The organism is Amycolatopsis samaneae, from assembly GCF_039541975.1.
Lineage (GTDB): Bacteria > Actinomycetota > Actinomycetes > Mycobacteriales > Pseudonocardiaceae > Amycolatopsis > Amycolatopsis samaneae.
The window spans coordinates 52254-77412 of record NZ_BAABHG010000002.1 but is presented as its reverse complement, the minus strand read 5'-3'; the positions used below and the strand labels follow the sequence as shown (position 1 = coordinate 77412).

Sequence of the window (25159 nt, the reverse complement as noted above, 5' to 3'; positions counted from 1 at the left end):
AGAAAAGGCCATCGGCGCGTGGCGGACAACCCTTGACGACCCCTACTTCCCGGGCGGTGGCACATGAAGGAAACGATCGGCGTCGCACTGTACGACCGCTTTCTCCGCGGGCTGGCGCGCTCGCCGCGCCGGGCCGCGCTGCGGGTCGGCGCGCGACGGCTCACCTACGAGGAGCTGCACCAGAAGGCGCTGGTGTGCGCGGGTTCGCTGCTCGACGGTACGCCGGAACCGCCGAAAGCCGTCGGTGTCCTGATGGAGAAGGGGGTCGACGCCTACGTCGGCATCCTGGCCGCGCTCTACACCGGCGCCGCGGTGGTACCGCTGCACCCGGGTTTCCCGGCGGACCGGACCGCCATGATGATCGAGGCGGCGGGGGTCTCGGCGCTGCTGGCCGACGACAGGGGACTCGCCGGGCTGGCCGGGGCCAAGCCCGACCTTCCCGTGCTGGCGCTGGGTTCGGCCTGTCTCGACAGCCGCCACCACATCCCGCTCAGCCCGCGTGCCGGGCTCGCCGAGCCGCGGCCGGTGGCCGGCACCGATCCCGCGTACCTGTTGTTCACCTCGGGCTCGACGGGCCGGCCGAAGGGCGTCCCGATCCGGCACGGCAGCACCCGGCACTACTTCGAGCTGCTGGACAAGCGGTACGACTTCCACGAAGAGGACATCTTCTCGCAGACCTTCGACCTCAACTTCGACTGTGGCATCTTCGATCTGTTCTGCGCGTGGGGCGCGGGGGCGAGTGTGCATCCGGTGCCGCCGCACGCCTACCGTGACCTGCCGGCGTTCGTCGCCGAACGCGCGATGACCGTGTGGTTTTCCACCCCCAGCGCGATTTCCCTCGTCCGGCGGACGGGACGGCTGGCGCCCTCGGTGATGCCGACCCTGCGGTGGTCGCTGTTCGCGGGCGAAGCGCTGCGCGCGCGGGACGCCGCGCAGTGGCAGGAATCCGCACCGCGCGCGACGGTGGAGAACATCTACGGGCCGACCGAGCTCACCGTCACCGTGACCCGGCACAGCTGGTCGCCGGAGACCTCGCCCGGCCTGTGCGTCAACGGGCTGGCGCCGATCGGGACCGTCCACGAAGGACACGACCACGTCCTGCTCGGACCGGACGGCGAGGAGTCCGGTGCCGAGGGCGAGCTGTGCGTCACCGGACCGCAGTTGATGACCGGATATCTCGACCCCGCCGACAACCGGGGCCGTTTCCTGCGCCGGGACGGCCGCGACTGGTACCGCACCGGGGACCGCGTCCGGCGCCTGGGCAACGGGGAACTGGTCTACCTCGGCAGGCTGGACGCGCAGGTGCAGATTCACGGCTGGCGGGTCGAGCCCGCCGAGGTCGAGCACGCCGTCCGCGGCTGCGCGGGGGTGGACGACGCGGTCGTGGTCGCCCGGACCACCGACGAAGGTGTCGAGCTGATCGCCTATCACACCGGGCGATTCGTCTCACCGGTGCTGCTGGCCGGGCAGTTGCGCGACGTGCTGCCCGACGGGATGATGCCGAAGCGCTTCGAGCACCTGCGGGAGTTCCCGTTGAACTCCAACCGGAAGATCGACCGGGCCGCGCTCGCTCGCGCGGCCGCGGAAGGCGACCGGGAGGGATCCGGTTCGTGAATGGACGGACGCGTTCGGTGGATCGCCTGTCCTGGCCCCGATCTTAGGGGCCGCTAGGGGTGGGGGACGCCGCGTCCGCTCGATTAGTGTTCGTTCGACGGCACGAACGGGCGTGGCCCGGGGCGAATATCTGCCGTTTGACTCCGGACCGACCGAGCCTTTTCCCGGGCGAAGAAACCAGAGGGCGCCGTGACTGATCTTCGTGACACCAGTTCCGCCACGAAAGACGAACTCCCCCCGTTTCCGATGGCCAGGGTGTGCCCGTTCGGACCACCGGCCGAATACGCCGCGCTGCGTGCCTCGGAACCGATCAAAAAGGTCAGCCTGAAGCTCAACGGCCGTCAGGTCTGGCTGGTGACCCGGTACGACCACGTTCGCCAGGTGCTGAGCGACCCGGCCATCAGCGCGAACATGAAGGCGCCCGGATTCCCCCTGCAGCTCCAGATTCCCGACGAAATGGTGCAGGCCGCGCCGCTGACGCTGTTCCACATGGACCCGCCGGTGCACACCGTCCACCGCCGGATGGTGATCCCCGAGTTCACCGTCCGGCGGATGGAGGCGCTCCGCCCGCACATCCAGCGGATCGTCGACGACCGGATCTCGTCGATGATCGAGCACGGCGCGCCGGCGGACCTGTCCTCGGCGCTGGCGGTGCCGGTCCCGTTGCTGGTGATGTGCGAGCTGCTCGGCGTCCCGTACGCGGACCGCGAGGACCTGCGCCGCTGGGGAACGCAGGTCACGGCGCGGGAAAGCACGCCGGAGCAGCAGGCGCGGATCCAGCAGGAGATGGGCGCCTACCTCGCCAAGCTGGTGGCCGAGAAGGACGCCGACCCCGCCGACGACCTGATCAGCAGGCTGATTCTCAAGAACCGCGAGGAAAACCAGCTCGAACTGGCCGACATCACCTCGCTGGCGCTGGTGCTGATCGCGGCCGGGCAGAGCACGGCGAACATGATCTCGCTCGGCACGCTGGCCCTGCTCGAGCATCCCGAGCGCCTGGCCGAGCTGAAGGCCGACCCCTCCCTCATGGGCAGGGCGGTCGACGAACTCGCGCGGGTGATCACCATCGCGGACACCGGCGGCACCTCGCGGGTCGCGACGGCCGACATCGAGGTGGGCGGCGTGGTCATCAAGGCGGGCGACGGGGTGATGGCCTCGCTCAACTCCGCCAACCACGACGAAAACGTGTTCCCCGATCCCGACCGGATCGACTTCCACCGCGCCTCGAACAACCACCTCGCCTTCGGGCACGGCGTGCACAAGTGCGTGGGGATGACCCTCGCGCGGCTCGAACTGGAAGTCGTCTACACGACACTGTTCGAGCGGCTTCCCGGTCTCCGCCTCGCGGTGCCGCTCGACCAGGTGCGCTTCAAGTCGGACGACGAACTCGTCTACGACATCCACGAACTGCCGGTCGCCTGGTAGCGGGGAGTGCCGATGCGGGTCGTCGTGGACCGTGAACGGTGTGTCGGATCGGGTACGTGTGTGCTGACCGAACCCGGCGTCTTCGACCAGGACGAGCGGGACGGCCGGGTGGTGCTGCTGGCCGCCGGGCCGCCGCGGGAGCTGTGGGAGACCGTGCTCGAGGCGGAGCGCTTTTGCCCCACCGGAGCGGTGACTGTCACCGAGGACTGACACGGGAGATCCCCGGCCGGTCCGCACCACGCCGCGAAACCGTTCCCGGCGTGCGACGAGTAATTGCCGAATGGAGAGAAGCTGATGATGTCGAACTGGCTCAAGCGTTCCGGTCGTGTCGTCCTGACCGGCGTCGCGGCTGTCGCGATCGGGGGTGCGCTGGCACCCGCCGCGATGGCGAGCCCGTCCGCGCCGTCCGTGTCCGTGACGCCGAACAACGACCTGACCGACGGTGCCGTGGTCACGGTGTCGAGTAGTGGCTTCGCCGCCAATGCGCAGGCGGCCGCCGTCGAATGTGCCACGCCCTCGGGCGGGACCGAACTGTGCGACCTCGAGCACGCCGCGGTCTACCAGTCCAACGCCAAGGGCGACGGCACCACTCCCTTCACCGTGCACCGGCAGTGGACCGGCACCGACCCGCTGACCGGCAAGGTGGTCGGCCCGGTCGACTGCGCCACCGTCGCGTCGGGCTGCGTCGTCGGGGTCACCGACGCGAACCGGCAGACGGCGACGGCGCAGATCGCGTTCCGGAAGACGGCGACGACCACGATCGCGTCCCACTAGTTCGCGGAGGTACGCGGTGCCACCGCTGGTGAAGGGGACGGTTCCGTTCGGCGCGCACCGGACCTGGTATCGGCTGACCGGTACGCCGGGAGGCGAACCGCCGGCGGTGGTCGTGGTGCACGGTGGACCGGGCAGCACGCACGACTACCTCGCGAACCTCGCGGGGCTGGCCGGGCGCGGCTGGCCGGTCGTGCACTACGACCAGCTCGGGAACGGCGGATCGACGCACCTGCCGGACGCGGATCCCGGCTTCTGGACGGTGCGGCTGTTCCTGGCCGAACTGGACAACCTGCTCCGGCGGCTGGACATCGCGGACAACTACGTCCTTTGTGGACATTCATGGGGTGGGGCGCTGGCCGCCGCGCACGCCGCGGCCCGGCCCGCCGGCCTGCGGGGGCTGGTCGTGGTCAGCTCGCCGGCGTCCTACCCCCTGTGGTCGCGGGAGATGAAGGTCCTGCGGGACGCGCTTCCCCCGGGCGTCGACGAGGTACTGCGACGGCACGAAGCCGCCGGGACGACCGACAGCGCGGAGTACCGCCAGGCCTCCGCGGTGTTCTACGCGCGGCACGTCTGCCGGCTCAGGCCGTGGCCGCGGGACTACCAGGCGTCCTATTACGAGATCTACAACGACCCGACCGTCTATCGGACGATGAACGGGCCCAACGAGTTCCACGTCGTCGGGACCCTTCGCGACTGGTCTGTCACGAAGGCGCTGCCGGAAATCACGGTGCCGTCACTGGTGATCTCCGGGCGGCACGACGAGGCGACCCCGGCCGTGGTGCGGCCGTTCCGGGACCTGATCCCGGACGTGCGGTGGGAGGTGCTCGAGGACTCGAGCCATCTGCCGCACCTGGAGGAGCCAGCGCGATTCTTCGAGGTTTTGGAAGGGTTTCTCGAGGCGAGATGCCGACAGGGGAACCGGAGCCGCAAGGAGCCGTAGTGAAAACCCAGGTAGGAGCGGCCGGTCCGCGTGCCGGCTTCGAGCACACCGTCCGGCTGGTCCACGACCTGCTGGACGACGCCGTGGCACACGCCCCGGAGGCGACGGCCGTGCGGGACGCGGACGGCGCGTGGACCTACCGGGAACTGGCCCGGATGAGCCACGCGTTCGCGCACTGGCTTCGCGCGCGCGGCGTCGGCCGCGGCGACCGCGTGCTGGTGCAGCTGCCCAGCGTGCGTGAGCTGGTGGCCATGTTCTACGGCGCGTCCCGCTGTGGTGTGATCTTCGTTCCGCTCAACCCGGCGATGAAGCGGTTCCACCTGGCCTCGGTGCTGGCCAACGCGGAACCGGCGCTGGTGGTGGCGGAAAGCTCCCGTGCCGCGGGGTTCCGGGACCTGACCCCGGTGCCGGTGTGGCCCGGGCAGGCGGTCCGGGCCGAGGTGGCGGAGCTGGCCGCCGGGGACCCGCCCCCGGTCCGGGTGCCGGTGCGGCCGGACGAGGTCGCCGTCCTCGTCTACACCTCGGGGAGCACTTCGGCGCCGAAAGCGGTCATCTGCCCGCACGCGCAGATGACCTTCGCCTCCTCGGCGATCCAGGCGGTGCTCGGCTACCGGCCGGACGACGTCGTGTTCTGCCGGTTCCCGCTTTCCTGGGACTACGGCCTGTACAAGGTGCTCCTGGCGGGGCTCGGCCGCGCGGAACTGGTGCTCGCCGGTGAGGAGTCCGATCTCCTGCTGCTCCGGCGGATGCGGGAGTGCGGTGCCACCGTCGTGCCGATCGTGCCGTCACTGGCGACGATGATCGCGACCCTCGCCGCGCGGGAGACCGAGCCCGCGCCGCCGGTACGGATGTTCACCAACACCGGCGCGGCGCTGCCCGCCCCGACGATCGACGCGCTGCGGCGGGCCTTCCCCGGGGCGCGGGTGGTCCGGCAGTTCGGCCAGACCGAGTGCAAGCGCGTCTCGGTCATGCCGCCGGAAGAGGACCGGACGCGGCCGGGGTCGGTCGGCAGGCCGCTCCCGGGGACCCGGGTGCGGATCCTCGGCCCGGACGGCGAAAGCCTGCCGGCGGGCGAAGTGGGCGAGATCGTCGCCATCGGGCCGCACGTGATGCCAGGCTACTGGCGCTCCCCGGACCTTTCCGCGCACACCTTCCGCCGGGACCCACTGTCCGGCGAGCCCTGCCTGCACACGGGCGACTACGGCAGCGTCGACGCCGACGGCTACCTCTACTTCGAGGGCCGCCGCGACGACATGTTCAAGCGCAAGGGCATTCGGATGAGCACGCTCGAGATCGAGGCCGCGGCGATGGACGTCCCCGGGGTCCGCATGGCCGCCGCGCTCCCGCCCACCGGCGACCGGGACCTCGTCCTGTTCGTCGAGTCGGAACTGGAGCCCCAGGTCGTGCTGAAGGAGCTGGCACAGCGGCTGGAACCGGCCAAGGTGCCCTCCCGGTGCCGGGTCGTCGCGGAGCTGCCGCTGACCCAGCACGGCAAGAACGCGCACGAGGCACTGGCCGCGCTGCTCGACGGGAGCACGCGGTGAGCGGCCCCCTCGAACTCGCCGAACGGTTCGGCACCCCGCTTTACGTCTACGACCTGGACGAGGTCGACGCCGCGCGCCGCGAGTTGTTCGCCGCGCTGCCCGACGGCTTCGAACTCTTCTACGCGCTGAAGGCCAATCCCCATCCCGGGCTCGTCCGCGCGCTCCGGGAGCCGGACCCGGCGGGCGACGTTCCGGCCTGTCGCGCGGAAATCAGCTCCACCGGCGAACTCGGCGCGGCACTCGCCGCCGGGTTCACCGGCGCGGACTGCCTGTACACCGGGCCGGGGAAGACCCCGGGCGAACTGCGCGAGGCGCTCGGTGCCGGGGTGCGGACGTTCTCCACCGATTCGGTCACCGACGTGCGGCACGTCGGTGAAGCCGCGGTCGAACAGGGCGCCGAGGCGGACTGCCTGCTGCGGATCAACAGCGCCACCGCCTCGGCGACCACGGCGATCCGGATGACCGGCACCCCGTCGCAGTTCGGTTTCGACGCCGAGACGCTGTGCGAAGTCCTGCCGGAACTGCTGCGGACGCCCGGTGTGCGGATCACCGGCCTGCACTTCTTCCCGCTGAGCAACGCCAGGGACGAGGACAGTCTCATCGGCGAGTTCCGGCAGACCATCGCGCTGGCCGCCGGCCTGTCGGCGGAACTGGACCTGCCGTTGCGCTTCCTCGACATCGGCGGCGGGTTCGCCGCCCCCTACGGCACGGCGGGCGCGCGCGGGCGGTACCCCCGGCTGCGCGGTGCGCTGGAGGACGCGCTCGACGAGTTCCTTCCTGCGTGGCGTAAGGGAAAACCCCGGCTGGCGTGTGAATCGGGGCGGTTCCTGGCGGGGACGAGCGGGACGCTGGTGGCCGGGGTGGTCAACGTCAAGACGAGCCGCGGCCGCCGGTTCGTGATCCTGGACGCGGGGATCAACACCTTCGGCGGCATGTCCGGGCTCGGCAGGCTGCTGCCGGTCTCCGTGCGCGTCGGCACCGACGAGGAGCTGGAGCCGGGCAGCCTGGTCGGCCCGCTGTGCACGCCGGGGGACGTCCTCGGCCGGGAGATCGGGCTGCCCCCGCTCGCCGCGGGCGATCGGGTGAGCGTGCCGAACGCCGGCGCGTACGGGCCCACCGCCAGCCTGCTGGCGTTCCTGGGCAGGCCCGCGCCGACGGAGGTACTGGTACGCGGGGACGAGGTCGTGTCGGTGTCGCGGCTGGAGTACCACCGTTCCTACGACTCGCGTCCGAGGCCGTGGTGAAGCCGGACGAGGTACTCGCCCGCGCGGCCGCGGCTCCGGTGCGCCACCGGGGGACCGTGGTCGTGAGCGGTGTCGCGTCGGACTCGCACACCTGGAACCTGGTCTTCCTGCAGCTGGTGATCGAGGAACTCGGCTACACCGTGGTGAACCTCGGGCCGTGCGTGCCCGACGAGGTGCTCGTCGAGCGGACCACCGCGCTGCTGCCGGAGCTGCTGGTGCTCAGCAGTGTCAACGGGCACGGTTACCAGGACGGCCTGCGGGTGGTCCGCGCGCTGCGCGCGGCGCCCGAACTGGTGGCCACGCCGATGGTGATCGGCGGCAAGCTCGACATCTCCGCCGAGTTCGACCCGCGGCGCGTGGCGGAACTGGCCGAAGCCGGGTTCGACGCGGTCTTCCCGGACAACGGAGGCGGCCTCGCGGCGTTCCGCCGGTTCGTGGACACGTTCCCGGCGGCGCCCCGGCTGACGACGGACTCGGGCCTGCCCGGATGAGCGGGGACGCCGGAACGGGGAAGCACGTGTCCGCCTGCTCCGGGCCGGCCGACTTCGGGCGGTTCGTCCGTGCGCACGGCGGATCCCGCGCGCTGGTCGTGCAACCACGGATGGGCTTCGGCACCCCGGCCGAGATGCGGACCGGGCTGCTCGCGACGAAGTACGCGGACGCGCGCACCGTCGGCACGATCACGCTCGACAGCTACACCCGCGTCGGTGAGCTGGGCGCGGTGGACCGCGCGTTGCGCGACGGTATGGCCCTCAACGGCTATCCCCTGGTCACCCACGACCGCGCGACGACCACCGCGGTGCTGGCCGGGATCGTCGACGCCGGGTTCCCGGTCCAGGTCCGTCACGGTTCGGCCGTACCGCACGACATCTTCGCCGCGCTGGTCGCGATGCGCATGAACGCGACCGAAGGCGGCCCCGTCTCCTACTGCCTGCCCTACGGCCGCACGGCGCTGGCCCAGTCGGTGCGGAACTGGGCCGAGTGCGCCGAGCGGTTCGCCGGGCTCCGGGAGTTCGGCGTCGAGCCGCATCTGGAGACGTTCGGCGGGTGCCTGCTGGGCCAGCTCTGCCCGCCGAGCCAGCTGGTGGCGATGAGTGTGCTGGAGGCCCTGTTCTTCTTCGCACACGGGATACGCAGTCTTTCGGTCAGCTACGCGCAGCAGACCAACCTGGACCAGGACGTCGAGGCGGTGTTCGCGCTGCGCCGGTTGTGCGCCGAACTGCTGCCGGTCGAAAACTGGCACGTCGTGATCTACGCGTACATGGGGCTGTACCCGACGACCGACGCGGGTGCGTACCGGTTGCTGGGGCAGGCCGCCGAACTGGCGGTGACCACCGGCTCGGAGCGGATGATCGTCAAGACCGTGGCCGAGTCGCGGCGTATTCCCACCATCGGGGAAAACGTCGCGGCGCTCGAGCACGCGAGCGCGGCGGGGACGGCGGCGGCGCCGGGTGGCGGGCCGCCCGAAGGGGACTCGCAGACCTACCGGGAAGCCGCCGCCCTCGTCGAGGCCGTGCTGAACCTGGACGAGGACATCGGGCGGGCCCTGCTCACCGCGTTCGCGCGCGGCTATCTCGACATCCCGTACTGCCTGCACCCGGACAACCGGGGCCGGACGCGCAGCTACCTCGACGAGCAGGGCAGGCTCCAGTGGGCCGACCTCGGCTCGCTGCCGCTGTCCCCGGTGGTGCGGAGCGGGCGGGGACGACGGGTGACCTCGTCGTCCCTGCTCGCGGACTTGTCCTACATGCAAAGGAAATTCGACAGTCCGTGGCCGGACTCCGGCCGGGGGCCGGCCAGGTCCGTCAGGACGGGACAGCGTGGGGTAGGCAGATGAACGAGTCCGGAAGTCTTTCGCTGAAGCTGGCGGGGTTGCCGGTTCCCGAGCAGATCCGCGCACTGCTGGAGCTCGTGCGCGAGCACGCGCTCGCGGTGCTGCGCAGGACCAGGCCGGACGAGGGCGGCACCGCGATCGCCGCCGACCGCGCGTTCCGCGACGCCGGGCTCGACTCGCTCGCGCTGGTCGACCTGCACGTGCGGCTGGGCGAGGCGACCGGTCTCGACCTGCCTCCCACCGTGGCGTTCGATCACCCGACACCGGCGGCGCTGGCCGGGCACCTGCGGTCCGAACTGCTCGGGCTGGGTGAAACCACCGACGTGCCGCCGCGGGCCGTCCGGGACGACGCGGCGGACGAGCCGCTCGCGATCGTCGGCGTCGGCTGCCGGTTCCCCGGCGGCGTGGCGTCCGCGGAGGACCTCTGGCGGCTGGTCGCGGAAGAGCGGTCGGTGCTGGGCGAGTTCCCCGCCGACCGCGGCTGGGACCTCGACGGCATGTTCGACGACGATCCCGGCGCCGTCGGCAAGAGTTACGTGCGCCGTGGTGGATTCCTCGACACGGCCACGGAGTTCGACGCGGACTTCTTCGGCATCAGCCCCCGTGAGGCGCTGGCGATGGATCCGCAGCAGCGGCTCGCGCTGGAGACCGCGTGGGAGGCGCTGGAGGACGCGGGCATCGACCCCGCGTCGCTGCGGGGCAGCCGCGCGGGAGTGTTCGTCGGCGCCGAGGTGCACGAGTACGGCGTCCGGGTGCACGACGCGCCGGAGGGGCTCGACGGCTACCTGATGACCGGCAACGCGCCGAGCGTCGTGTCCGGCCGCATCGCCTACGTGCTCGGGCTGGAGGGCCCCGCGGTCACCGTCGACACGGCCTGCTCCGGCTCGATCGTCTCACTGCACCTGGCCTCGCAGGCCCTGCGGCGCGACGAGTGCTCGCTGGCGCTGGTCGGCGGGGTGGCCGTGATGGGCAGTCCCGGCATGTTCACCGCGTTCAGCAGGCAGCGCGGGCTCGCCCCGGACGGGCGGGTGAAGGCGTTCGCGGCGGCCGCGGACGGCACCGGGTTCGCCGAAGGGGTCGGCCTGCTGGTCGTCGAGCGGCTGGCCGACGCGCGCCGGGAGGGCCACCGGGTACTGGCTCTGGTGCGGGGCTCGGCGGTGAACTCCGACGGCGCGAGCAACGGGCTCACCGCGCCGAGCGGCCGCGCCCAGCGGAGGCTGATCGTCGACGCGCTCGCCGAGGCCGGGCTCGCCGCGAACGAGGTCGGCGCGGTCGACGCGCACGGCACCGGGACCACGCTCGGCGACCCCATCGAGGCACGGGCCATCATCGCGAGCTACGGCGCCGGGCGGGCCGGGGACCGGCCGCTGTGGCTGGGTTCGGTGAAGTCGAACCTCGGGCACACCCAGGCGGCGGGCGGGGTGGCCAGCGTGATCAAGATGATCATGGCGATGCGGTATTCGCTGCTGCCGAAGACGCTGCACGTGGACACGCCCACACCGAATGTCGACTGGTCGGCGGGCACCGTGCGGCTGCTCACAGAGCCGGTGGCCTGGGAACGGGGTGACGGGCCCCGGCGGGCCGGGATCTCGGCGTTCGGCATCAGTGGCACGAACGCGCACGTGATCATCGAGGAGCCGCCCGTCGAGGACACCGAGAACATCGAAAGCGGTGAAGCGCCGGAAGGTTCCCCCGGCGGGCCGGTGCCGCTGATGATCTCCGCCGGGTCGGCGGACGCGCTGCGCGCGCAGGCGGCCCGGCTGTTGTCCCTTGTGGACGGTCCGGGCGCGCCGGGACCGCTCGATCTCGGTTTCTCCCTCGCGACCGGCCGGGCGGCGCTGGGCCACCGCGCGGTGGTCGTCGCGGAGGACCTGGACGAGGCGGTCCGCGGTCTGCGGGCGGTGGCCGCGGGGGAGAACGCGCCCGGTGTGTTCACCGGCGTCCCGGGCCGGGGTCTCGCCTTCCTGTTCACCGGACAGGGCAGCCAGCGGCTCGGGATGGGCAGGGAGCTGGCCGAGGTGTACCCGGTCTACGCGGACGCGCTGGACGAAGCGATCGGTCATCTCGACCTCCAGCTGGAGGTGTCGCTGTGGGACGTGCTGTTCGCGGCCGAGGGCACCGGCGACGCCGCGCTGCTCGACGAGACCGCCTACGCCCAGCCCGCGTTGTTCGCGACGGAGGTCGCGCTGGCCCGGCTGCTGGACTCGTGGGGCCTGCGGCCGGACTTCGTCGCCGGGCATTCGATCGGCGAGATCGCGGCGGCACACGTGGCCGGGGTGTTCTCCCTTGACGACGCCGCGACGCTGGTGGCGGCTCGCGGCAGGCTGATGCAGGAGCTGCCCGGTGGCGGCGCGATGCTCGCCGTGCGGGCGGCGGAGTCCGAGGTACTGCCGCTGCTCGAAGGCGACGTCGCCGTCGCGGCGGTCAACGGCCCGGAAGCGGTGGTGGTCTCCGGTGGCGAAGCCGGGGTGCTGGCGCTGGAACGGCGGTTCCGCGAACTCGGCCGCCGGACCAGACGGCTGCGGGTGTCGCACGCGTTCCACTCACCGCTGATGGAACCGATGCTGGCCGAATTCGGCCGGGTGGCGCGGATCCTGCGCTACGCCGCGCCCCGGATACCGCTGGTCTCGACCGTGACCGGCCTGCCCGCCACGGCCGGGGAGCTGTGCTCCCCGGACTACTGGGTACGCCATGTCGTCCAGGCGGTGCGGTTCGCCGACGCCGTCCGCGGGCTCGCCGGCCAGGGCGCGGGCACGTTCGTGGAACTGGGGCCGAACGCGGTGTTGTCCGCGCTCGGTCAGGACTGCCTCGGTGACCGGGCCGGGACCGCCGCGTTCGTGCCCGCGCTGCGCCGGGACCACGGGGAACGGCGCGAGGTGGTGTCGGCGGCCGCGCTGGCGCACGCGAGGGGCGCCGGACTGTCCGGAAAGGACTTCTTCGCCGGAACGGGCGCGCGACGTGTCCCGTTGCCGACCTACGCCTTCCAGCGCCGCCGGTTCTGGCTGACCGAGGCGAAACCGGCGGTCGACGCCGCGGGCCTCGGGCAGGCGGACGCCGGGCACCCCCTGCTGGGCGCGGTCGTCGAGCTCGCCGGATCCGACGGCGCGGTGCTGACCGGCCGCGTGTCGTCCCGTTCCCAGCCCTGGCTCGCCGAGCACGTGATCGCCGGCTCGCCGGTGCTGCCGGGGACCGCCTTTCTCGAACTCGCCCTGCGGGCGGGCGAGCTGGTCGGCTGCGCGACGGTGGAGGAGATCACGCTGGAGGCGCCGCTGCGGTTGCCCGAGGACGGCCCGGTCGCGCTGCAGGTGGTCGTCGGCGCGGCGGGTGAAGACGGCCGCCGCGCCGCCGAGTTCCACGCCCGCGCCGAAACCACGTCCGCCGATCTCCCCTGGACGAGGCACGCCACCGCGGTGCTCGCGCCCGCGGTCCCGGCCGCGGTTCCCGATCCCGGTCCCGCCGGATGGCCGCCGCCGGGCGCGCGGCCGATCGACGTGAGCGGGCTGTACGACGACCTCGCCGGGGCCGGCTACGGCTACGGGCCCGCGTTCCGGGGGCTGCGGGCCGCGTGGCGCCGCGGCGACGAGGTGTTCGCCGAAGTGGCGCTGCCCGACGAGCTGAAGGCCGATGCGGGCGCCTTCGGGCTGCATCCGGCTCTGCTCGACGCCGCGCTGCACGCCGCGGACTTCGCCACCGGTGAGTCCGGGGACGGTGTCCTCCGGCTGCCGTTTTCCTGGCGGGGGGTGACCCTGCACGCCACCGGCGCGTCGGCGATCCGGGTCCGGCTGGTCGCCGGCGCCCCCGGCGAGGTGTCGCTGCGGATCGCGGACGCGGCGGGGGAACCGGTGGCCACGGTGGACTCCTATCTGGTGCGGGAACTGCCAGGGGGGCGGCTCGTCGCCGGTGACCCGGTGAGCCCGGGCTTCGCGATCCGGTGGGTACCGCCGGCCGCGGCGATGCCGGGGACGGCCATCGCGCCGCCCGTCTGGCCCGCGCTGCCCGAGGGCGATCCCGTCCCGCCGGCGGTGCTGTACCGGTGTCCCGTCCACGTCGCCCCGGATGTCCCGGCCGGGGTGCGCGCGGTGACCGCCGAGGTGCTCGGCGTGCTCCGGGAGTGGGCCGAGGGCGAGCGGTTCGCGGACGCGCGGCTCGTCGTGGTGACCCGCCGGGCGGTGGCCGTGGCACCCGGGGAGGACCTCGAGCCTGCCCACGCGCCGGTCTGGGGCCTGGTACGGGCGGCGCAGGCGGAACACCCCGGCCGGTACGTACTGGTGGACGTCGAGGGCGAAGCCGGGGAGGAGGCCGCCGTCGCGGCGGTGCTCGCCTCGGGCGAGCCGGCGGCGGCGGTGCGGGACGGCGTGGTCCGCGTGCCGCGCCTGCGCGAGCTCGCCGCGACCCAGGAACCCGCCGGCGACCGGGAACCGTTGTGGGACAAGGCGGGCCGGGTGCTCGTCACCGGCGGCACCGGCGGGCTCGGCGCGGTCGTCGCCCGGCATCTCGTGCTGACGCACGGAGTACGGCGGCTGGTGCTGACGAGCCGGCGAGGAGTGGACGCCCCCGGCGCGGCCCGGCTGCAGGCGGAGCTGCTCGAACTGGGCGCGGAAGCCGACGTCGTGGCCTGCGACGTCGCGGACCGGGAGGCACTGGCCGGGCTGCTGGCCCGCTGGCCGGTGCGGGCCGTGGTGCACGCGGCCGGGGTGCTGGACGACGGGGTGCTCGGCTCGCTCACTCCCGAGCGGCTCGACTCGGTGTTCCGGCCCAAGGTGGACGGCGCGTGGAACCTGCACGAGCTGACCTCGGACCTGTCGGCGTTCGTGCTCTTCTCGTCGACGGCCGCCGTGCTCGACGGTGCCGGGCAGGCCAACTACGCGGCGGCGAACGCCTTCCTCGACGGCCTGGCCGCGCACCGGCGCGCCCATGGCCAGGCGGCCCTCTCGCTGTCCTGGGGGCTGTGGTCCGGTGCCGGCGGCATGGGCGACGGGCTCGGCGACGCCGCGGTCCGGCGGCTCGGCGAACTCGGGCTGCCGCCGCTGACGGTGGAGGAGAACCTCGCGCTGTTCGACCGGGCACTGGCCGGCACCGAGCCGGGAGTGGTCCCCGTGCGGGTCGATCCGGGTGCGCTCCGGCGCCGTACCGAGATCCCCGCGTTGCTGCGAGGGCTGGTCCGCGCGCCGAGGCGGCGGGTGGCGGGCGAAGCGCCGGTGCCAGAGCACGGGACGCCGGGCGCGCGGTTCGCCGCACTGTCCGGAAAGGACCGGGAGGAGGCCCTGCTGCGCCTGGTACGCACCGAGGTCGCCGCGGTGCTCGGGCACGACGGTGCCGAGGCGGTCGGCAGGGAGCGGGCGTTCGGCGAGATCGGGTTCGACTCGCTCGCCGCGGTCGAACTGCGCAACCGGCTGAACGCGGCGACGGGCCTGCGGCTCACCGCGACCCTCACCTTCGACCACCCGAACCCCGCCGCGCTGGCCCGGCATCTGGCCGGCCGGTTCGGCCAGGAGTCCCCGGTGACGCCGCGGTCCCCGGTGGTCGCCGCCACGCACGACGAGCCGATCGCCATCGTCGGCATGGCGTGCCGCTACCCCGGCGAAATCACTTCGCCGGAAGGGCTCTGGCGGCTGGTCTCGGTCGGCGGCGACGCGATCTCCGCGTTCCCGGGCGACCGCGGCTGGGATCCGGACCTGCACGAACCCGGTGTACCCGGCCGGAGCGACACCGGGGAGGGCGGGTTCCTCCACGACGCGGCGGAGTTCGACGCCGGATTCTTCGACATCAGCCCCCGTGAGGCCAGGGCGATGGACCCCCAGCAGAGGCTGCTGCTCGAAGTCACGTGGGAGACCTTCGAGCGGGCCGGGATCGACCCGCACTCCGTGCGGGGCAGCGACACCGGCGTGTTCGCGGGCGTCATGTACCACGACTGGGGACTGCGGCTGGGGACGCTGCCGGAGGAGATCGCGGGCTACCACGGCAACGGCAGCCTCGCCAGCGTCGTCTCCGGGCGGGTGGCCTACAGCTACGGTCTGGAGGGGCCGGCGGTGACGGTGGACACGGCGTGTTCGTCGTCGTTGGTGGCGTTGCATCTGGCCGCGCAGGCGTTGCGGTCCGGCGAGTGTTCGCTGGCGCTGGCCGGCGGGGTGACCGTGATGTCCACTCCGGACACTTTCGTCGACATGAGCCGTCAGCGCGGGCTGTCGCCGGACGGCCGGTGCCGGTCGTTCGCCGCCGGGGCGAACGGGACCGGCTGGAGCGAGGGCGTCGGGCTGCTGCTGGTGGAACGCCTTTCCGATGCCCGGCGCAACGGCCATCGCGTGCTGGCGCTCGTCCGGGGCAGCGCGGTCAACTCCGACGGCGCGTCGAACGGCCTGACCGCGCCGAACGGCCCGTCGCAGGAGCGGGTGATCCGGCGGGCGCTGGCGAGCGCCGGTCTGTCCACTTCGGACGTCGACGTGGTCGAGGGCCACGGAACGGGCACCACGCTGGGTGACCCGATCGAGGCGCAGGCGTTGCTGAACACGTACGGCCGGGACCGTGAACGCCCGTTGTGGCTGGGGTCGGTCAAGTCGAACCTGGGGCACACCCAGGCCGCCGCCGGGGTCGCGGGGATCATCAAGATGGTCGAGGCGATGCGGCACGGCGTGCTGCCCGCCACGGTGCACGTGGACGAACCCTCCCCGCAGGTGGAGTGGTCCTCGGGCGCGGTGGAACTGCTGACGGAGGCCCGTGCGTGGCCGGAGACCGGACGGCCGCGCCGGGCCGGGGTGTCCTCCTTCGGCATCAGCGGGACCAACGCGCACGTCATCGTCGAACAGGCCCCCGGCGAGGAGGCCGAGGGCGGTCCGGCACCCGGCCCGGGCGGCGGCCCGGTGCCGTGGGTGGTATCCGCGAAAACGCCGGAAGCGCTCACAGCCCAGCTGGCGCGTCTCAGGTCCACTGTGGAATCCGGACCGGCGCGGTCACTGGCGGACTACGCCCGCGCGCTGGCGACCACCCGGGCGGCGCAGGAGCACCGCGCCGTCGTGCTCGCCTCGACCCGCGAAGAAGTCCTCAGCGGACTGGAAGGCCCGGCGATCGTCGACTCGGCACGCGAAGGCAAGCTCGCGTTCCTGTTCACGGGTCAGGGTGCGCAGCGGGTGGGGATGGGTCGTGAGCTGTATGAGTCTTTCCCGGTTTTCGCCGCGGCTTTCGACGAGGTTGTCGCGGAGTTGGATCGGCAGCTGGGTCGTTCGTTGCGGGAGGTGGTCTGGGGCGGGGACGCGGGGGTGCTGGATCGGACGGAGTTCGCGCAGCCGGGGTTGTTCGCGGTTGAGGTGGCGTTGTTTCGGTTGTTCGAGGGTTGGGGTGTGCGGCCGGATTTTGTGGCGGGTCATTCGGTGGGGGAGATCGCGGCGGCTTATGTGGCTGGAGTGCTTTCACTGGCGGATGCGGCGCGGTTGGTGGTGGCGCGGGGCCGGTTGATGCAGGCGTTGCCCGAGGGCGGTGCGATGCTCGCGATCGAGGCGCCGGAGGCGGAGGTCGTGCCGTGGCTACCGGAGGGCGTGAGCCTGGCGGCGGTCAACGGGCCGGACGCGGTGGTGGTCTCGGGTGCCGAAGAGGCGGTGCTGGCGGTGGCCGCGCGTGCCGGGGCACAGGGGCGGAAGTGCAGGCGGCTGGCGGTTTCCCATGCCTTCCACTCGGCGCTGATGGATCCGATGCTCGGTGGGTTCCGCGGTGTGGTCGACGGACTTTCCTTCGCCGCACCGGAGATCGCCCTGGTGTCCATGGTGACCGGGACGTCGGCAGGGGACGTGGCTTCCCCGGAGTACTGGGTCGGCCAGGTACGCGAGGCAGTGCGCTTCGGCGACGGCGTGCGGCACCTCGCGAGCCTGGAGGTCACCACCTTCCTCGAACTCGGCCCGGACGCCGTCCTTTCCGCGGCGGGGCCGCGTTCGGCCCCGGACGCGGCGTTCGTCCCGGCCGCGCGGCGGGGCCGGGACGCGGTGCGCGCGGTGCTGACCGCGCTGGGCCGCCTCCACGCCAGGGGCGTGGCGGTGGACTGGCCGTCGTTCTTCGGCGGCCGCGGGTCCGCGCACGCCGACCTGCCCACCTATGCCTTCCAGCGCAGGCGCTACTGGCTGGACGGGATCACCCGGTCCGGCGCCGGACTGGCCGACGCCGGGCTCACCCCACTCGGCCATCCGCTGCTGAGCGCGGCGGTCGCCGCGCCGGGCTCGGACGCGCTCGTGCTGACCGGCCGCCTGTCGGTGGACACCACGCACTGGCTGGCCGAACACCGGATCGACGGCCGGATCCTGGTGCCCGGCACGGTGTTCGCCGAACTGGCCGTGCGCGCCGCCGACGAGACCGGATGCCGGTTCGTCGAGGAACTCGTCCTCGAAGCGCCGCTCGTGCTGCCCGAGCGCGGCGGTGTCGCGCTGCGCGTCACCGTCGGCGAACCAGCCGAGTCGGGCGCGCGCACGGTGAAGGTCTATTCACGGGGCGACGAGTCCGCCGCGTCGTGGGTGGGGCACGCCGAGGGCGTGCTCCTGCCGCACGCGCCGCCGCCCGCGTTCAGCCTGGCCGAATGGCCGCCCGCGGGGGCGACCCCCGTGCCGGTCGACGACGCGTACACCAGGCTGGCCGGCCGTGGTTACGGCTACGGCCCGGCGTTCCGGGGCCTGACGGCCGCCTGGCGGCACGGGGACGACGTGTACGCCGAGGTCGCGTTGCCCGAAGGCATCGGGAGCGAGGGGTTCGGGCTCCACCCGGCGTTGTGGGACGCGGCGATGCACGCCGACCTGCTCGACGGCGGCACCGAAACGCTTCTGCCGTTCTCCTGGCGCGGGGTGATCCTGCACGCCTCCGGCGCGACGGCGGCGCGGGTGCGGGTGCGCGGGCCGCGGGGTGGCGAACTGTCGGCGTTGTGGATCGCCGACGAGAACGGCGCCCCGGTGGCGACGGTCGACGCGCTGACGTCGAGGCCGTCGGTGGTCCCGTCGCCGGTGACGGCCGGCCCGGTGTACCGGCTCGGGTGGGTCCCCCTTGGCGAAAAACCTTCCGCGGCAGGGGAAAGCCCGGAAGCGGTGGTGTGGTCCGTGCCGCACCACGACGGTGAGGTCCTCGCCGCGGCCCGTGCGGTGACGGGTGAGGTCCTGGCGGAGATCCAGGCGTGGCTGGACGGTGCGGAGCGGCCCGCACCGACGCTGGCTCTGGTGACCCGGAACGCCGTGGTGACCGGGGACGGCGAGGCCGTCGACCTGGCGCAGGCCCCGGTGTGGGGGCTGGTGCGCGCCGCGCGGGCCGAGCATCCCGGCCGGTTCGTCCTGCTGGACTCCGACGGTTCGGACGCCTCGACGGCCGCGCTCGATGCGGCGCTGGCCTCCGGTGAGCCGGAACTCGCGCTGCGACAGGGGGAAATCCGGATTCCCCGGCTCGCCAGGGCGCCCGAGTACGACGGTGGCACGCCCTGGGACGGCACCGGGCGGGTGCTGATCACCGGGGGCGTCAGCGGTCTCGGCGCGCTGGTGGCCCGTCACCTCGTGACCGCGCACGGCGTCCGGCGGCTGCTGCTGGTGAGTCGCCGCGGCCCCGCCGCCCCCGGGGCGGAGGCGCTGCGGGCGGAGCTGGCCGGGCTCGGCGCGGAGGTCGAGGTGGCCGCCTGCGACGTCGCCGACCGGGACGCGCTGGCGCGGCTGCTGGCCAGGCATCCGGTGCGCGCGGTCGTGCACGCCGCGGGCGCGCTCGACGACGGCCTGGTCACCGCGCTGACGCCCGAACGGCTCGACCCGGTGTGGCGGTCCAAAGTGGACGGATCGTGGCACCTCCACGAGCTGACCCGGGACCTCGACCTCGGCGCCTTCGTCCTGTTTTCCTCCACCGCCGGTCTCGTGCTCCCCGCCGGGCAGGGGAACTACGCGGCCGCGAACGTCTTTCTCGACGCCCTCGCCCAGCACCGCCGCCGGGCGGGCCTGCCCGCGACCTCGCTCGCCTGGCACCTGTGGGACCAGGTTCCCGGGATGGCGGAACTGGCCGGCGCGGGGATCGCCGAAACCCTGCGGCGCCAAGGTCTCCCGCCGCTCTCGGTGGAGACGGGCCTGGCGCTGTTCGACACCGCGATGACCTCGCCCGAAGCCAACCTGGTGCCGTTCCGGCCGGACGTCGCCGCGCTGCGCACCGGCCAGGGCGAGGTCCCGGTGCTGCTGCGCGGCCTGGTCCCGCGTCCCGCGCGCCGGGCCGTGCGCGCGACCGGCGCCGGGGACGGGCGGAGGTTCGCCGGCCCGGATCGGGAGCGGGTCCTGCTGGAGCTGGTGTGCGCGCGGGTCGCCGGGGTGCTCGGGCACGACGGTGCCGCGGCGGTCGAGCCGGACCGGGCGTTCCGGGAACTCGGGTTCGACTCGCTCGCCGCGATCGAACTGCGCAACCTGCTCGCCGGGGAAACCGGTCTGCGGCTCCCGGCCACCCTGGTCTTCGACCATCCGAGCGCGCGGGCCGTCGCGGCCTACCTCGCCTCGCGGCTGACCGGCACCCCGGCGACCTCCGCCCCGGAAACGCCGCCGGAGCCGGTCCCGGCGCCGGACGAGCCGATCGCGATCGTCGGGATGAGCTGCCGGTTCCCCGGCGGGGCCCGGTCGCCGGAGGAGTTCTGGCGGCTCGTCGCGGACGGGGTGGACGCGGTCGGCGGCTTCCCCACCGACCGCGGCTGGGACAGTGACGCCCTCTTCGATCCGGAGCCGGGAGTCCCGGGCCGGACCTATGTCCGTGAAGGCGGTTTCCTCCACGACGCCGCGGAGTTCGACCCGGAGTTCTTCGGCATCATGCCGCGCGAGGCGATCGCGATGGATCCCCAGCAACGACTGCTGCTGCAGGCGTCGTGGGAAGCGTTCGAGCGGGCGGGCATCGATCCGGTGGCGATGCGTGGCAGCCGTACCGGCGTCTACGCCGGGGTGATGTACCACGAGTACGCGAGCAGGCTGGGCGAGGTGCCCGAGGATCTCGCCGGCTATCTCGGCAACGGCAGCGCCGCCAGCGTCGCCTCCGGTCGGGTGGCCTACGCCTTCGGGCTGGAGGGCCCCGCGGTCACCGTGGACACGGCGTGCTCCTCCTCACTGGTCGCGCTGCACATGGCCTGCCAGGCCCTGCGCGGTGGTGAGGTGACGATGGCGCTCGCCGGTGGGGTGACCGTGATGCCGACCCCGGAGATCTTCGTGGATTTCAGCCGTCAGCGCGGTCTCGCGGCGGACGGCCGCTGCAAGGCGTTCGCCGCCGCCGCGGACGGCACCGGCTGGTCCGAGGGCGTCGGGCTGCTCCTGGTCGAGCGGCTTTCCGACGCCCGGCGGCACGGGCACCCCGTGCTGGCGGTGGTCCGGGGCAGCGCCGTCAACTCCGACGGCGCGTCCAACGGGCTGACCGCCCCCAACGGGCCGTCCCAGCAGCGCGTGATCCACCGCGCACTGGCGGCGGCCGGGCTGCGACCGTCCGAAGTGGACGCTGTCGAGGGGCACGGCACGGGAACCCGGCTGGGGGACCCGATCGAGGCACAGGCGCTCCTGGCCACCTACGGGCAGGACCGCGATCGTCCGCTGTGGCTCGGCTCGGTCAAGTCGAACATCGGGCACGCCCAGGCCGCGGCCGGGGTGGGCGGCGTGATCAAGATGGTCATGGCGATGCGGCACGGCCTGCTGCCGAAGACCCTGCATGTCGACGCGCCGTCCCCGAGGGTCGACTGGTCCGAGGGCCGGGTCGAGCTGCTCACCGAGGCGGTCCCGTGGCCCGCCGGGCCGCGCCCGCGCCGCGCGGGGGTGTCGGCGTTCGGGCTGAGCGGCACCAACGCGCACGTGATCCTCGAACAGGCCCCGGCCGGGGAACCGGTGGCCGAGACCGCCGGGACCACCCCGACACCCGTGTGGCCGGTTTCCGCGAAGACGCCGGAGGCGTTGCGGGCGCAGGCGGCGCGTCTTCTGTCCTTTGTGGAGTCACGACCGGAACTGCCCTTCGCGGACATCGGGCACGCGCTGGCGAACGGCCGCGCGGCGCTGGAACACCGGGCGGTGGTCACCGGGCGGGATCGGGACGAGCTGGTGCGTGGCCTCGGGGCGGTGGCCGATGGCGAGACGGGGCCCGGGGTGGTGACCGGTACCGCGGACGGTGCGGGTGGTACGGCGTTCCTGTTCACGGGTCAGGGTGCGCAGCGGGTGGGGATGGGTCGTGAGCTGTACGAGTCTTTCCCGGTTTTCGCCGAGGCTTTTGACGAGGTTGTCGCGGAGCTGGATCGGTGTCTGGGTCGTTCGTTGCGGGAGGTGATCTGGGGCGAGGACGCGGGGTTGGTGGATCGGACGGAGTTCGCGCAGCCGGGGTTGTTCGTGGTTGAGGTGGCGTTGTTCCGGTTGTTCGAGTCCTGGGGTGTTCGGCCGGATTTTGTGGCGGGTCATTCGGTGGGGGAGATCGCGGCGGCTCATGTGGCTGGTGTGCTTTCACTGGGGGATGCGGCGCGGTTGGTGGTGGCGCGGGGTCGGTTGATGCAGGCGTTGCCCGAGGGCGGCGCGATGCTCGCGGTGGGGATCGGCGAGGGAGCGCTGCCCCCGTTGGGGGACGTCGCCGTCGCGGCGGTCAACGGTCCGGAGTCGGTGGTGTTGTCCGGTCCCGTGGCGGAGATCGAGGGGCTTGCTTCGAGGTTCGGGGCGGCGGGCCGGAAGGTCCGGCGGCTCAGTGTGTCGCATGCGTTCCATTCGGCCTTGATGGATCCGATGCTGGAGGATTTCCGTGCGGTGGTTTCGGAGCTTTCCTTTGCGGAGCCGAGGATTTCGGTGGTCTCCACGGTGACTGGTGTCGTGGCGGAGGATTTCGCTTCGCCGGGGTACTGGGTGCGGCAGGCCAGGGCCACCGTCCGGTTCGCCGACGCGATCGAGTTCCTCGCCGCGCGAGGGGTGACCCGGTTCCTGGAACTCGGACCGGACGCCGCGCTGTCCGCCATGGTCGGCGCACCGGCCGCGTCGGTGGTCGCGGCCCTGCGCCGGGACCGCGCCGAGACCACGACAGTGCTCGCCGCGCTGGGCGCCCTGCACGTCTCCGGCGCGTCACCGGACTGGGCGGCGGTGTTCGCCGGTTCCGGCGCGCGGCCGGTCGAACTGCCGACCTACGCCTTCCGCCGCGAGCACTTCTGGCTCGACGCGCCTCCGGCGGCCGGCGGCCGGGCCGCCGACCACGGCCAGTCCGCCGCCGGGCATCCGCTGCTCAGCGCGGTGGCCGGCGGCGCGGACGCGGAGGTGGCCGTGCTGACCGGACGGCTGTCGGTGGACACGACGCCGTGGCTGGCCGACCACCGGGTGTTCGGCGGGATGGTCCTGCCGGGCACCGGGCAGGTGGAACTCGCCCTGCGGGCCGCAGGCGAGGTGGGTTGCCAGGTCGTCGAGGAGCTGACCCTGGAGGCGCCGCTCACCCTGCCCGAACGGGGCGGGGTGGCGGTGCAGGTGGTGGTCGGCGAGGCCGCGGCGTCCGGGAAACGCCCGATCAGCATCCGCGGCCGCGAGGACCGGCCCGGCGCGAAATGGGTCCGCCACGCGACGGGAACGATCGCGCCGGGCGGGGCACCGCCCTCGTTCGCACTGACCGCGTGGCCGCCTCCCGGCGCGGCGCCGATCCCGGTGGGCGAGGCGTACGCCCGGCTGGCCGGACGAGGCTATGACTACGGACCGGCCTTCCGGGGCCTCAAGGCGGCCTGGCGCAGCGGTGACGAGGTCTTCGCCGAAGTGAGCCTGCCGGCCGGGACCGCCGAGCCGGGCTTCGGCCTGCACCCGGCGCTGCTGGACGCCGCCCTGCACGCCGACCTGCTCGACGAAGCGGGCCTGCGTGCCGGAAGGACCTACCTGCCCTTCTCCTGGGGTGGGGTGACGCTGCACGCGCCGGGCGCCTCGGCGCTGCGGGTGCGGCTGCGGAGGTTGCGCGGCGACGAGCTGTCGACGCTGTGGATCGCCGACGAGACCGGCGCGCCGGTGGCCACGGTCGACCGGCTCGCCGCGCGGCCGGTGACCGAAGACCGGCTCACCGCCGGGGACCGCCCGCTGTTCCGGATCGGCTGGAACCCGGTCGCGGTCCCCGCGACGGGCGCGGACGCGCGGTGGATCGCCGTCGGTGACGGCCTGCCGGGTGCCGAGACGCAGAAGAGCTGGGACGCGCTGCGCGCCGCCGTCGACGGCGGCCGGGAGGTGCCCGACGCCGTGCTGTTCTCGCCGTCGGCGACGGCCGGTGACGACGTCCCCTCGGCGGTTCGGTCCACTGTGGACGAAGTACTGCGGTTCCTGCGGGGGTGGCTGGCCGACGAGCGGTTCTCCGGTACCCGGCTGGTCGTCCGTACCCAGGGGGCCGGGCCGGGAAGCGCGGGTGTGGCGGCGCTGGCCCATGCCCCGGTCTGGGGCCTGCTGCGCGCGGCTCAGCAGGAGCACCCCGGCCGGTTCGTGGTCGTGGACAGCGAGTCACCGGCCGAGCTCGGCCCGCTGCTGCCCTGGCTGGCCGGTACCGCCGAGCCGGAACTGGCGGTCCGGGGAGCGGACGTGCTGGTGCCGAGACTGGCGCGGGTGGACGGCGCGCCCGGTGCGGTGGGGGCGTCGCGCTGGGATCCGTCCGGCACGGTGCTGATCACCGGCGGCACCGGTGGCCTTGGCGCGCTCGTCGCGCGGCACCTGGTGGCCGCGCACGGCGTGCGGCGGCTGCTGCTCACGAGCCGCCGCGGCGGCGACGCGCCCGGCGCCACGGCACTGGCCGCCGAGCTGCGCGGTCTGGGTGCCGAGGTGACCGTGGCGGCCTGCGACGTCGCCGACCGGGAAAGCCTGGCGGAACTGCTCGCGACGATCCCCGCCGGACATCCGCTGCGGGGCGTGGTGCACGCCGCGGGAGTGCTCGACAACGCGCTGCTCGGCTCGCTGACCCCGGACCGGGTGGAGCGCGTGCTCCGGCCCAAGGTCGACGGCGCCTGGCACCTCCATGAGCTGACCCGCGACGCGGACCTGTCCGCCTTTGTGCTGTTCTCCTCGTTCGCGGGGCTGGTGATCGGCGCCGGGCAGGGGAACTACGGTGCGGCCAACAGGTTCCTGGACGCGCTGGCCCGGCACCGGCACGCGGCGGGCCTGCCCGCGACCGCGCTGGCCTATTCCCTGTGGCAGGCCGAAACGGGCCTGGGCGGGGGAGCGGTCGACGGAGCGGCCGAGGAACTGCGGATGACCCGGCTCGGCTTCCCGCCGCTGTCCCGGGAGGACGGGCTGGGCCTGTTCGACGCGGCGATCGCCTCGGGGGAGGCGGTCCTCGTGCCGATGCGGTTCGACGCGGAGTCCGGAGCCGAGCCGGCGGCGCTGGTCCGGGATCTGGTGCGCGTACCGCGCCCGTCCGCCGTGGCCCCGGCGGCACCGCGCGAGGAGGTCTCGCTGGCGGACCGGCTCGCCGGCCTCGACGCGGACGCGCGGGGCGAGCTCGTGCTCGGCCTGGTCCGCGCCGAGGTCGCCCAGGTCCGGCACGCCGAGCCGGGATCGGTGGACAGGGACAAGGGGTTCACCGAGATGGGACTGGATTCGCTCGCCGCGATCGAACTCCGCAACCGGCTCGCCGAACGGGTCGGCCTGCGCCTGCCCGCCACCCTGATGTTCGACTACCCGAATCCCCTCGCGCTCACCGGGTTCCTGCTCGCCGAGCTGACCGGCGAGGCGGACGGCGCGCCCGCGACCCCGGTCGCGGAAACGGGGGCCGGGCACGGCGAGGCGATCCTGACCATGGACATCGACGAGCTCGTCCGGACCGCGATGCGGGCGGGCGAATCCGGCTGACGTGA

At 73.4% G+C, this 25159-nt stretch carries 10 protein-coding genes; all 10 read left to right on the top strand.

Translation table 11 applies throughout. The features are described from left to right. Positions 1-63: 63 nt before the first annotated feature. The 10 genes from ABD987_RS03740 (at position 64) to ABD987_RS03695 (ending at position 25154) form a co-directional block, all read left to right on the top strand. Positions 64-1614 (top strand): AMP-binding protein, encoded by a 1551-nt coding sequence (locus tag ABD987_RS03740; RefSeq protein ID WP_345386920.1) that lies wholly within the window; start codon positions 64-66, stop codon positions 1612-1614. Between the two features lie 255 nt (positions 1615-1869). Further along, complete coding sequence (locus ABD987_RS03735) at positions 1870-3039, top strand: cytochrome P450 (RefSeq protein WP_378214353.1); 1170 nt, start codon at positions 1870-1872, stop codon at positions 3037-3039. 12 nt (positions 3040-3051) lie between these two features. Further along, positions 3052-3249, top strand: a complete 198-nt coding sequence (locus tag ABD987_RS03730) for a ferredoxin (RefSeq protein ID WP_345386916.1) — start codon at positions 3052-3054, stop codon at positions 3247-3249. Between the two features lie 84 nt (positions 3250-3333). Continuing rightward, a complete protein-coding gene (locus tag ABD987_RS03725; RefSeq protein ID WP_345386914.1) occupies positions 3334-3813 on the top strand; it encodes an enediyne antibiotic chromoprotein in 480 nt (159 codons plus the stop codon). Between the two features lie 16 nt (positions 3814-3829). Continuing rightward, positions 3830-4753 carry a proline iminopeptidase-family hydrolase gene (locus ABD987_RS03720; RefSeq protein WP_345386911.1) on the top strand — a complete coding sequence of 308 codons (924 nt, stop codon included), beginning with the start codon at positions 3830-3832 and terminating at the stop codon, positions 4751-4753. Beyond that, positions 4753-6297 (top strand): AMP-binding protein, encoded by a 1545-nt coding sequence (locus ABD987_RS03715; protein WP_345386909.1) that lies wholly within the window; start codon positions 4753-4755, stop codon positions 6295-6297. Before ABD987_RS03720 ends, ABD987_RS03715 begins: the two co-directional genes overlap by 1 nt. Beyond that, positions 6294-7541 carry a type III PLP-dependent enzyme domain-containing protein gene (locus tag ABD987_RS03710; RefSeq protein ID WP_345386907.1) on the top strand — a complete coding sequence of 416 codons (1248 nt, stop codon included), beginning with the start codon at positions 6294-6296 and terminating at the stop codon, positions 7539-7541. The genes ABD987_RS03715 and ABD987_RS03710 overlap by 4 nt, the downstream gene beginning before the upstream one ends. Further along, a complete protein-coding gene (locus tag ABD987_RS03705) occupies positions 7535-8032 on the top strand; it encodes a cobalamin B12-binding domain-containing protein (protein WP_345386905.1) in 498 nt (165 codons plus the stop codon). The genes ABD987_RS03710 and ABD987_RS03705 overlap by 7 nt, the downstream gene beginning before the upstream one ends. Further along, entirely contained in the window at positions 8029-9378 is a 1350-nt protein-coding gene (locus tag ABD987_RS03700) for a methylaspartate mutase (protein ID WP_345386903.1), read from the top strand. Before ABD987_RS03705 ends, ABD987_RS03700 begins: the two co-directional genes overlap by 4 nt. Beyond that, positions 9375-25154 (top strand): SDR family NAD(P)-dependent oxidoreductase, encoded by a 15780-nt coding sequence (locus ABD987_RS03695; RefSeq protein ID WP_345386901.1) that lies wholly within the window; start codon positions 9375-9377, stop codon positions 25152-25154. The genes ABD987_RS03700 and ABD987_RS03695 overlap by 4 nt, the downstream gene beginning before the upstream one ends. Positions 25155-25159: the final 5 nt, after the last annotated feature.